Raw genomic sequence first — 10,982 nt, forward strand, 5'->3', positions numbered from 1 at the left:
CGGCCCGGGGAGAAGGTCACCGGATCGGCACAATCGGCCCGCGCCGGCCCGGTCAGCCGGGCTGCGCGCCCAGGGCGCGCAGCAGGAACGGCAGCAGTTCGCGGATCGCCGCCTCACCGGAGGAGGAGTCGCCGGCCGTGCCCGCGTGCGCCGCGTCGGGGGTCAGGAAGAGCTTGCTGACCATCGAGCCCACGACCAGGTCGGCGAGCACGTGGGAGTCCTTGAGCGGGGGGATGTCGCCCCGGTCGACCGCGCGGCGCACCACCGCGGCGGCCCGGTCGCGGACCGGCTGGATGATCGCGGTGTCCAGGACCCGGGCCAGCGCCTCGTTGTGCGCGGCCTCGCCGATGAGGACGTGCAGCAGCCGGCCGCCGGGGCCCTGGAGCGTGCCGGCCTTGTCGCGCAGCAGCACGGCCAGGTCGCCTTCGAGGCTGCCGGTGTCCGGGCTCGACACCTTCAGCCGCACCAAGGCGGTACTGGACAAGCCCCTGGGCTGACGCCCGCCCGGCGGCGGGCTACACCGGCCGCATCCGGTACTCGTACCGCTCGGGGAGCGGGTGCTCGGCGCGGGCGCGGGCGCGGACGTCCTCGGTGACCGGGCCGCCGTCCGCGACCAGTCGCTCGGCGATGGCGTACCAGGTGTCGCCGAGCGTCTCGTCGCCCTCCCGCAGATCGGCGATCTCGAAACCGGCGTCGAAGATCTCCCGGGCGGCGGCCGGCCGCCCCTGGGCGAGCCGGACCCGGGCGGTCAGCAACCGGAAGCATCCGCGGTCCCGTTCGGCCCGTGGCAGCCCCGCCAGCAGCGCGTCGGCGGCCTCGGTCCGGCCGACGGCGAGCAGGGCGGGGACGGCCTCCCGGGCGAGCGCGGTGCGCACCGCGTGCCGGACGCGGGTGTGCGGGCCGTCCGCCGCCTCCGCGCGGGCCGCGGCGGCAGCGGCCTCCGCGTACCGGTCGGCGGCCCGGGCCGGCTCGCCCGCGGCGGACTCGGCGACGGCCAGGCAGTACAGCGGCAGCGCGCCGGCGCCGTGGGCGAGCGCGCGCTCCCAGCTGCGGGCGGCCTGGGCGCGGTCCCCGGCCTGCCACTGGGCGAGGCCCAGGTGGTAGTCGGTGGCCGGGCCGGACGGCGCGGACTCCAGCAGATCGCGCCAGGCCGGCGCCGTCAACGCCGCGCCGGGCAGGGGTTCTTCGGCGGGCAGGGTCCCGGTCCGCAGCAGCGTCAGCCAGGGTTCCTGCTCGGGTCCGAGGGTGGCCGCGGCGAACGGTGTGCCGGGCAGGTCCAGGCCCGCCCTGGCGACCTCCAGCGCGCCCCAGCCGGAGCCGGTGGCCAGCGATTCCTTGGGTTCCCGGTCGGCGTACGGCAGCCAGGCCGCGTAGGCGGCGTCGACATCCGCCCGCGGCAGGGCCTCCTCCAGTCGCTCCGCGACCTCGCCACGGGCGGCCGCCCAGTCCGTGCCGTGCACGGTCGACGGGTCGGCCGCCAGCGGCCCGTACGCCTCCAGCCAGCTGAACTCGGCGCCGCCGTCGAGCGGCAGATGCTCCAGCTGGGTACGGGCCAGCCCGGCCTGGATCTCGGCGTAGCCACCGGTGCCCGGCTCGGTGAGCCAGCGCTGCCAGCGCCGCCCGGCCCGCCCTGCGCCCCACAGGAAGAGCTTGCGGCCGCGCAGCGTGTCGGTGGAGGTCTGCACCAGGCCGTGGCCGCCGGAGTCGAGCGAGGTGATCCAGCGGCGGGCGCCGTCGGGCAGGTCGTAGAAGTAGTCGGCGGGGAACTCGCTGCGCAGCGGGTAGGTCCGGTCCGTGCCGTCGTGCTCCGGGACCGGGACGCGCCGCAGGGTCCGTTCGTAGCCGAAGTGCCAGGCTTCCGCGGCCGGTGCCAGGACGCGGCTGCCGGGCGCCTCGGGGACCGCGGTGTTGGACCACCAGTAGACGGCGGCTGTGTGGTGGTGCGGATTGCGGATCCGTACGCCCACGTGGAGGAAGTCCGAGCCGTCGGGCAGCCACAGGTCGACCTGGAAGGGCAGGTCGCGCAGCCGCTCCCACTCCCACAGCCGCAGCATCTCCCCGCCGTCCGGGGCGGGCACGCGGGCGGCGTGCAGCGGGGCGCAGGAGAGAGTGGTGTGGCCGGTGGCGCCGATGTTCCACTCGATGCCGCCGGAGAACCAGGCGCCGTTGAGCGCGAAGGCCGCGGGCTGGAGAACCGGGTTGCGGTAGAGCAGTTCGCGGCCGGTCGGCTTGTGGTGCAGGGAGTGCACCCGGCCGCCGAGGCCGGGCAGGACGGTGGCGCGCAACCGGTCGTTCTCCAGGACCAGCGCGTCGAGGTCGGTGCTGCGGCGGTCCCGGCCGTAGCCGTCGCGCATCCGGGTCGGCAGGACCGAGCGCAGCGGCCGGTAGCCGAGCTGCCGGGCCATGTCGGCGGGCAGCCCGGCGTCCTCGGGTACGTCGACGCGGTGCGGGTCGTGGCCGCCGCGGAGGGCGGGGAGCGGGTTGTCCGGACCGAGGGGGCGGCGGGAAGGGTCAGGGTGGTGCGTCGCACACTCGTGGCCACGGCTGCCTCGCAATGCTGGACCGGGCCACCCCGGCTGCGGCGGCCTCCTGTTGACCATGGAACCTCGTGCCCGTCGGTCTGAACAGGGCCGTTCGCGGCCAGGTGCGGTCAGGGTTGCGCAAAGACGTCCTCAAGGAGGCCGGCGAGCAGGGCGGCGCCGTCCCCCGACGGGTCGCGGTCCGGGTCGTAGATCGTGACGTTGACGCCGGCGCAGCGCGGCGAGGCGGCCAACGGGGCGAGCAGTGCGCGCAGTTCATCGGTCAGCAGGCCGCCGGGGTCGGGGCTGTCGACGGCTGGCATGACGGAGGGGTCGAGGACGTCCGCGTCGAGGTGGATCCAGAAGCCGTCGAGCGGCGGGCTCTGGAGGTGCTTCAGCGTGTCGCGGGCCACCGCGTCCGCGCCGCGCCGCCGGATCGCGCCGACCGGGGTGTGGCGGATGCCGAGCCCGGCCAGCTCCGCCTGGTCCTCGTCCGCGTCGCGGATGCCCAGCACGCACACGTCGGCGTCGCGGACGTACGGCCGCAGTCCGTCGATGTCGGTGAGGTCCGCCTGCCCGCGCCCGGTGATCTGCGCGACGCCCTCGCCGGCGGCGGCCCCCAGCGGGCCCGACACGGCGACGTTCCCCGGGTGCCGGAAGTCGCCGTGCCCGTCCACATAGGCCACGCCGTAGCGGCCCAGCCTCCGCAGTGCGAGCACGGCGCCGAGCAGGATGCTGCAGTCCCCGCCGAGCACCACGGGGAAGTCGCCGTCGCGTACGTGCCGCTCGACGCGTCCGGCCAGCTTGCGGGTGTAGCCGGCGAGGGCGGCGGCGTTGAAGTCCCCGTCCTCCCCCTCCCGCCACTCCCCCAGGTCGTAGCGCGGCGGCACCACCACCCCGCCCTCCAGCGCGCCGAGCCGGCGCAGCAGTCCCTGCTCGCGCAGTGCTCCGGCGAGCTTGTAGCAGCCGGGGACGCATCCGGGCGCGGGCGGCCGGAGGCCCAGGTTGGAGGGGGCATCGATGAGTATGGTGCGGCGCATACGAAGATCGTCACACAGGTCTCCGGGGAGCGGCGGGGACTCGGGAAGATCCGCCGGACCGGCTCGACAGGGCAGCGGCGCCGGCCGAAGGGCCGTCAGTGGTCCGCCGGATCAAGCCGGTTGGAGAGCCGGGGCGGTGCGGCGGCCCGGGATCAGGCCGTCCCTTCCTCGATCATCTCGCTGGTGATGGCCCAGCGCTCGTGGTCGCGCCAGGCGCCGTCGATGAAGAGGAAGTCCGGGGAGAAGCCCTCCAGGCGGAAGCCGGCCCGCTTGACCAGGGCGATCGACTGCTCGTTGGCCGGCTGGATGTTGACCTCCAACCGGTGCAGGCCCAGCTCGGTGAACGCGTACCGCAGCACGAGGCGCAGGCCCTCGCTCATCAGGCCGCGGCCCGCCGCGTGCGCGAAGGCGCCGTAGCCGATCGCGCCGCAGCGGAAGGCGCCGTGCACGATGTTGTTGACGGTGAGGTAGCCGGCGATCCGGCCGCCGGGGAGTTCGCAGATCAGGAAGCCTTCGCGGGTGGGTTCCTGAAGCCGGTGCAGGTAGCTGTCGTAGGCGTCGCCGGTGGTCGGCGGGAAGAGCCAGGGGCGGTGCAGTGCGGTGCTCTCCCGCACGGCGGTGGTGAACTCTTCCCGGTCGGCGGCGGTGAAGGGCCGGATACCGACCCGTGGGCCCCGTGCCAGATAGCGGTCGCTGGTCGTCATTCGCAAGAGCGTACGGAGCGGCGGCGGGGGCCCGCCAGCGGTACGCGGCTACCGCCACACCGGCGCGTCGGCCGACAGGTGGCCCGGTGGGGTCGCCCAGGTGGCCGGGGAACCGTCGAAGGTGACGGGCGGCAGGGCGTACCGCAGCCGGCCGAGCGGGCTGTCGGTCTCCCGCAGGTGGGGCGCGGGGTCGTGGCCGGCGTCGCCGTCGGCCGGGTCCGCCGGGGCGAGGCCGTGGGTCAGCCACCGGGCGGTGCGGGCCAGCGCGAGGGTGGCGAGGAAGGAGCCGCCGGTGCGGGTCCGTTCGGTCAGGGCGCGCAGTACCGCGGCGGCCAGGAGGTAGCCGGTGCCGTGGTCCAGTGCCTGGGCGGGCAGGGCGCCGGGGGTGCCGCCGGACCTCGCTCCGCCGGCGCTCCCGGGCGCGTCCCCGGAGCCGGGACCCGCCTCGACGACGGCGATGCCGGTGGCCACCTGCACCAGGCTGTCGAAGCCGCGGCGCCCGGCCCACGGTCCGTCGTCGCCCCAGGCGGACAGCCGGGCCACGACCAGGCCGGGGCGGCGTGCGGCCAGCGCCTCCGGGGCGAGGCCGAAGCGGTCCAGTGCGCCCGGGCGGTAGCCGGTCACCACGACGTCGGCGTCGGCCAGCAGCTCCTCGAAGACGGCCCGGCCGGTCCGCGAGCCGAGGTCCAGCGCGGTGGAACGCTTGCCGAAGCCGGTGTCGCTGTGGGCGTCCTGGCTCTCCGGCAGCTGCGGCGCGTCGATCCGCAGTACGTCCGCACCGAGCAGGGCGAGGGTGCGGGTGGCGACCGGGCCGGCGATGACACGGGTGAGATCGAGGACCCGGAGCCCGGCGGCCGGCAGCGTCACCCCTCCGGCCGTCGCCGGCAGCAGGCGCGGCGGTGCGCCGGCGCCCGGGGTGCCCGGGCCGTCGAGGGCTTCGAGGGTCAGCAGCGGGTGGGCCGCCACCGCCACGCCCTGCGGGTGCGCCGCCCACTCCTCGGGGCTGCGGGCCGCCACGGCGAGGCCGCCCGCCGCGTGGACGGTCTCCTCGATCTCCTCGGCGCGGCGGTCGGCCAGCGCGGCCCCGGCCTCCGGCACCCCGGCGGTGGCGGGCAGGTCCAGGGCGCGCAGCAACCGGGCGCGGTGGTGCGGGTAGTTGGCGTGGGTGCGCACCCAGCCGTCGGCGGTGCGCCAGAACCGGGAGAGCGGCGCGAACGAGGCGGGGGCGCGGCCGTCGATCCGCAGCCGGCGCTCGCTGAGGAAGGCGGTGGCGACCGCGCCGTCGTCGACCCGTACGGCGGGGACCGGGCCGCCGTCCCGCCGGGCGGCCAGTTCGGCGGCGGCCAGCGCGCAGACCGCGACCGTCGCCCGGGCCAGCTCCATGACGGGGAGCCGGGCCGGCAGCAGGCCGGGAGGCCCGCCGTAGGAGATCCGTGCGGTCAGCGCCTGGTCGCCGCCGAGCGCCCGCCACGCCTGCTCCGTACCGTCCCGCGCACCGCTGCCCCGTTGCTCCATGCGGGCAGTGTGGCACGGCGCCGGATTCAGGCCCGCGCCGCTTCCCGTTCCGCCGCGCTCGGTGCGGTGAGTGCCATCCGTCGGTGCACGCGGCGCAGCATCAGCCGGGCCATGACCGGGTGGACGCGGCGTACCACGGCGAAGTAGAGCCGGCCGGCGGTGTTGTGGAGGCGGACGACCGTGCCGAGCGTGACGGTGCCGTCCGCGACGAGGATCGAGGCGCGGAAGTCCAGGTGGCGGGCGTCCCGGCCGAGCAGGATCTCCCCGCCGGCCCGCCCGACGACCGGGAAGGACGCGCCCCGCAGCACGCCCTCCCAGGCTTCCGGTTCGCGCGGCATCCCCGGCAGCAGCGCCATCTGCCAGGCGTCCCGGAAGTCGGTGCGCGGGAAGGCCCGGTGGGCCAGCCGGGCGGCGGCGGGGAGGTCGACGGCGCGGGGGCGTGCCCAGCGCAGCCGGTGCAGCAGCCGGACGCGGGCCGGCCGGCGGGCCGGGGCGGCCGGGGCGCGGCCGGTGGCGGCCCGTTCGAGGTTGTCGAAGAGCTCCTCGACGACCGTGCCGTGCACGGCACGGGTCAGCAGTGACCACAACAGGCTGCGAGCGAAAGGGAGTTGGCTCTGCAGCAGGTGTTCCACCCGGCAGCTGTCGGGCGTCAGCGGCCGCACGGTGACCTCGTGCCAGCCGTCCTGGCCGCCGGTGAAGGCGAAGCGGATGCGGCGCCCGGGCTCGTAGGCGTCGACGCGGTAACGGACGGGGCCGTGTCCGCCGTCGGCGCCGACGCCCAGCGGGCGGTCGAGGCGCATGGCCGGCCAGACGGGGGTCGGGAAGAGCGGGTCCCGGTCGCCGCCGAGCCGGTCGAGCAGCGCGCCGACGGCCTCGGCCGGGGCGGCGACGATGCGGGCATGGACGTCTCTGACGGTACGCACGGAGCGCCTCCATACGGTTGCGTATGTTTGACCGTACGGTAGCGTATGGACATGGCGCGACAGCGGGCGAGGGAAGCGGGCGGCGGCTCGGCACGGCAGCGGCTGACCGCCCGGGACTGGGCCGACGCGGCCCTGACGGCTATCGGGGAGGGCGGTCTCGCGGCGGTGGCGGTGGAGCCGCTGGCCGCCCGGCTGGGCACGACGAAGGGCAGTTTCTACTGGCACTTCGCCAATCGAGAGGCGCTGATCGAGGCGGCACTGGAGCGCTGGGAGGAGATCGGCACGGAGGCCGTGATCACCGAGGTCGAGGTCGAACCCGACCCCGTCGGGCGGTTGCGCCGGCTGCTGCGGCGGGCCTCGGACGGAGCCGCGGAAGACCCCCTGGAGGTCTCCCTGCTCGCCACCGCGGGCCAGCCGCGGGTCGCCGCGGCGCTCGCCCGGGTCACCGAGCGGCGGATCGACTATGTCGCCTCGCTGTTCGCCGAGTTGGGGTTCACCGAGGACGAGGCGCGCCGCCGCGCCCTGCTCGCGTACACCGCCTACCTCGGCCACACCCAGCTCGGACACGCGGTCCCGCAGAGCCTGCCGGCCGGCGCCGCGCGCGAGCGCTATCTCGACGGCGTGATCGACACGCTGGCGCGCCCGGCCTGATCCCCGGAGGAGGCGAAAGGGCCGAACTCGTCCAGAAATTAACCAAGTTGGCCGAACTGCGCGTAGACGATTCCGGTGCCCCCGGCATGAAGTGGAGATCAGCGCGGCCAATACGGCGTGCTTCAGCGTTGACATCTCACCCACGAGCGGGTTGGAGTCCACTCCAACCCGCTCGGGCACGGGAGGATTTCGTGACCGAAGCAATCCCCTACTTCCAGGACCGCACCTGTCCGTACCACCCGCCGGCCGGCTACCGGCCGCTGCGCGAGGCCGGGCCGCTGGCCCATGTCACGTTCTACGACGGCCGCAAGGTGTGGGCGGTGACCGGCCACGCCGAGGCCCGGACGCTGCTGAGCGACCAGCGGCTGTCGGCCGACCGGCAGAACCCGGCCTTCCCGATACCGGTCGAGCGCTTCGCGGCGCTCCGCCGGGTGCGCACACCGCTGATCGGGGTGGACGACCCGGAGCACAACACCCAGCGCCGGATGCTGATCCCCAGCTTCAGCACCAAGCGGGTGGCCGCCCTGCGGCCGGAGATCCAGCGGATCGTGGACGAACTGCTCGACCGGATGCTGGCGCAGGGCCCGCCCGCCGAGCTGGTCTCCGCCTTCGCGTTGCCGGTCCCGTCGATGGTGATCTGCTCGCTGCTCGGCGTCCCGTACGCGGACCACGAGTTCTTCGAGGAGGAGTCCCGGCGCCTGCTGCGCGGACGGACGGCCGACGAGGCGGAGGACGCCCGGATCGCGCTGGAGGAGTACTTCACCGGGCTGATCGCGCACAAGGAGAAGGACCCGGGCGACGGACTGCTCGACGAGCTGATCGCGGACCGGCTGCGGACCGGCTCCCTGGAGCACGAGGAGCTGGTCCGGCTCGCCATGATCCTGCTGGTGGCCGGCCACGAGACCACCGCCAACATGATCTCGCTCGGCACCTTCACCCTCCTCGAACACCCCGAGCAGCTGACGCGGCTGAAGGCCGAGGACAGCCTGGTGCCGGCCGCCGTCGAGGAGCTGCTGCGGTTCCTGTCGATCGCCGACGGCATGCTGCGGGTGGCGAAGGAGGACATCGAGATCGGCGGGTCGGTGATCCGCGCCGACGACGGGGTGCTGTTCCCCACGTCCCTGATCAACCGGGACGACACGGCCTATCCGTCCCCGGACCGGCTGGACCTCGGCCGCTCCGCCCGCCACCACGTCGCGTTCGGTTTCGGCATCCACCAGTGCCTGGGGCAGAACCTCGCCCGGGCCGAGATGGAGATCGCCCTGCGCTCCCTGTTCACCAGGATCCCGGATCTGCGACTCGCCGTCCCGGCTGCCGAGATTCCGTTCAAGCCGGGGGACACTCTGCAAGGAATGATCGAACTGCCGCTGGCCTGGTAGCGGCCAGGTCGGCAGACGACCGAAAGGGGTCCGGAATGCGGATCACCATCGACAGCAACGTCTGTATCGGCGCCGGCCAGTGCGCCCTGACCGCCCCGGGGGTGTTCACCCAGGACGACGACGGTTTCGGCGCCCTGCTGCCCGGCCGCGAGGACGGCGCGGGCGACCCGCTGGTGCGGGAGGCCGCCCGCGCCTGCCCCGTGCAGGCCATCACGGTCACGGACGACTGAGCCACCCCCTCCGCGGCCGGTGCGGCCGCTGCGCGCGGAGCGCCGACCCCGGCCCCCGCGGCGCACCCGGCACCCGCCGCCCCTGACCTCATCCCTACGGCATCCACCTCATCCGCTACCGCAACACCCCTTGTGTGACGGGCAGTTCGAGGACCCCGGTGTCCTCGGGCGTGCTGGTGACCGTCACCGGCTTCACGCCGAGATTGCCCGCATAGGCGTCGTCGCTGGCGGCGATGACGAGGCGCAGTCGGTGCCCCGGCCCGTAGCGGTGCACGATGCCCGGCAGTTCCACGGTGAACCGCCGGGTCACATCGGGCACCCGGGCCGGGGCCACCAACCGGTGCACCAGCGTCTTCCCGCCGTCCGGCGCGACGTCGTAGAGCTTGGCGAAGAGCACCAGCTTGTCGGCCGCGTCCGCGGAGTTCTGCACCTGCTCGGTCCGCGGCGAAACCACCTTCAGCGTCACCCTGGGCGCCCCCACCACGTCCACCGGACGGCCGGTCACCGGCGCGGACGTCCAGTCCAGGAAGGTGCCTTTGGCGTCGTACGGCTCGGGGTCCTTGAGCCCGAGCAGGCCCGACAGCGAACTCTCCGAGTGACTGGTGGCGATCCGCAGATTGCGGTACGTACGGCTGCCGCGCGCCACCTTGCCGCGCGCGCCGACGAGCTTGCCGTCACCGGAGAGGTAGAGCCGCAGGTTCGCCGCGGGGACGTCGGACGCGGTCCCGTAGGCGGACCCGCCGGTCACCCAGTCGCGGTAGTACGCGAACGCCGGGCCGGTGCCGGCCGCCGTGCGGTGGCGCAGATACCGGTCGAACCAGGAAAGGATCCGCCGCCCGACGTAGCTGTCCGACAAGTTGCCCTTCGCCAGGTCGAGTTCGCCCTTCGCCGGGTTCTTCATGCCCCCGCTGTGGCCCCACGACTGCCAGATCATCCCGGCCGGGGTGCCCTGTGCGGTGAGGGCACGGTAGGTGGCGGTCGCCTCGTTGAGGTTGAAGAGGGTGTCGGCCTGGCCCTGGACCAGCAGCGTCGGCGCCTTCACCGACTTCAGGTAGGACACCGGGGAGACGCTGCGCGCGTAGTCGAGCATCGCCTTGGTCTGCCGGGCCGGATAGCGGCCCGAATCCAGCAGCCGCTTGGTCTCGCAGGCCCGCGCGACGAAGTGCAGACAGCCCGCGCCGCCGGCCCGCGTCCGGTCCAGGTTCGGGTGCAGCAGCCCCTGCGCCTCGCCGAGCAGGAAGAACCCGTTGGTCCACTGCCACTTGTACGCACCGGGCAGCGGCCCGCTCACCCCGTGCGTCCGGCCGGCGTTGTCCGGGTCGAGGGAGTAGGAGAGGTCGTTCCAGGTGATGAGCGGGACCAGGGCGTCGACGCGGTGGTCGACCGCCGCGGTGGCCAGCTGGATCGCGCCGCCGTAGGAGCCGCCGACCATCCCGGCCCGCGGATCGCCCGCGCCGTCCTTGACGACGTAGTCGATGCGGGTGCCGTTGTCGGCCGTACGGGTGCCGGCCAGCAGGTCGAGCAGCCCGCTCACCGCCCGGCCGTCGATCCGCGGGTCGTCGAGCGAGATCGGGCACCCCGTCTTGCCGAAGCCGAGACCGGACCAGGCCAGCGCCACATAGCCGCGGGTGGCGAAGGACTTGGCGATGACATCGGTCGAGCCGTCGGCCTTGCTGCCCCCGAAGCCGTTGGTGGTGAGCACGGCGGGCGCCGGGTGCGCGGCATCGACGTCGGCCGGGCGGTAGACGTCCGCGTCCAGGGCGCAGGTGCGCTGCCCGGCGCGGACGGTGACCTTCAGGGCGGTGACGGTGTACGGGTCGGCGGCCGTGGCCGCGGGGGCGGTCCCGAGGAGGGGCGCGGCGAGGGCACCGGCGGTCAGCAGGGCGAGGGACGCGCGGAGTACGGGGCGGGACACGGCTCGGGACTCGCTGGGCACCAGGACCTCCACAAGGACACGTCGTACCAACCAGTCGGTAACGGCGCGCTCATGTTGTGACACGAGTAACAGACGTGTCAACGCT

The 10,982-nt window shown here is 74.6% G+C and carries 9 protein-coding genes and 1 pseudogene; 3 read left to right on the forward strand and 7 right to left on the reverse strand.

Annotation, left to right across the window (positions count from 1 at the left end; translation table 11 throughout):
• Positions 1 to 52: 52 nt before the first annotated feature.
• The 6 genes and pseudogenes from SL103_RS24210 to SL103_RS24235 form a co-directional block, all read right to left on the reverse strand.
• Positions 53 to 484, reverse strand: coding sequence for a TetR-like C-terminal domain-containing protein (locus SL103_RS24210; RefSeq protein WP_244304023.1), 432 nt, complete (start codon positions 482 to 484; stop codon positions 53 to 55).
• 31 nt (positions 485 to 515) lie between these two features.
• A pseudogene (locus SL103_RS24215) lies at positions 516 to 2,542 on the reverse strand (DUF5107 domain-containing protein).
• A gap of 108 nt (positions 2,543 to 2,650) precedes the next feature.
• Positions 2,651 to 3,559, reverse strand: coding sequence for an arginase family protein (locus SL103_RS24220; RefSeq protein WP_069571052.1), 909 nt, complete (start codon positions 3,557 to 3,559; stop codon positions 2,651 to 2,653).
• A 152-nt stretch (positions 3,560 to 3,711) separates the two neighbouring features.
• Positions 3,712 to 4,263 carry a GNAT family N-acetyltransferase gene (locus tag SL103_RS24225; protein WP_069571053.1) on the reverse strand — a complete coding sequence of 184 codons (552 nt, stop codon included), beginning with the start codon at positions 4,261 to 4,263 and terminating at the stop codon, positions 3,712 to 3,714.
• Between the two features lie 48 nt (positions 4,264 to 4,311).
• Positions 4,312 to 5,778: a CoA transferase gene (locus tag SL103_RS24230; protein WP_069571054.1), complete on the reverse strand. Its 1,467-nt coding sequence runs from the start codon at positions 5,776 to 5,778 to the stop codon at positions 4,312 to 4,314.
• Between the two features lie 26 nt (positions 5,779 to 5,804).
• A complete protein-coding gene (locus SL103_RS24235; protein WP_069571055.1) occupies positions 5,805 to 6,701 on the reverse strand; it encodes a DUF2867 domain-containing protein in 897 nt (298 codons plus the stop codon).
• Positions 6,702 to 6,746: 45 nt separating this feature from the next.
• Here SL103_RS24235 and SL103_RS24240 point away from each other — a divergent pair, with 45 nt between their 5' ends.
• From SL103_RS24240 to SL103_RS24250, 3 genes are all read left to right on the forward strand, one after another.
• On the forward strand, positions 6,747 to 7,352 hold the full coding sequence (locus tag SL103_RS24240) for a TetR/AcrR family transcriptional regulator (protein ID WP_069571056.1): 606 nt from the start codon (positions 6,747 to 6,749) through the stop codon (positions 7,350 to 7,352).
• Between the two features lie 191 nt (positions 7,353 to 7,543).
• Complete coding sequence (locus tag SL103_RS24245) at positions 7,544 to 8,731, forward strand: cytochrome P450 (protein WP_069571057.1); 1,188 nt, start codon at positions 7,544 to 7,546, stop codon at positions 8,729 to 8,731.
• A gap of 35 nt (positions 8,732 to 8,766) precedes the next feature.
• Positions 8,767 to 8,961, forward strand: a complete 195-nt coding sequence (locus tag SL103_RS24250) for a ferredoxin (protein WP_069571058.1) — start codon at positions 8,767 to 8,769, stop codon at positions 8,959 to 8,961.
• Positions 8,962 to 9,076: 115 nt separating this feature from the next.
• Here the strand turns inward: SL103_RS24250 and SL103_RS24255 are convergent, their stop codons facing one another.
• The gene (locus tag SL103_RS24255; protein ID WP_244304024.1) at positions 9,077 to 10,897 is read right to left on the reverse strand and encodes a CocE/NonD family hydrolase; all 1,821 of its coding nucleotides are present in this window, start codon (positions 10,895 to 10,897) and stop codon (positions 9,077 to 9,079) included.
• Positions 10,898 to 10,982 lie beyond the last annotated feature (85 nt).

Source organism: Streptomyces lydicus, assembly GCF_001729485.1.
Taxonomy (GTDB): domain Bacteria; phylum Actinomycetota; class Actinomycetes; order Streptomycetales; family Streptomycetaceae; genus Streptomyces; species Streptomyces lydicus_D.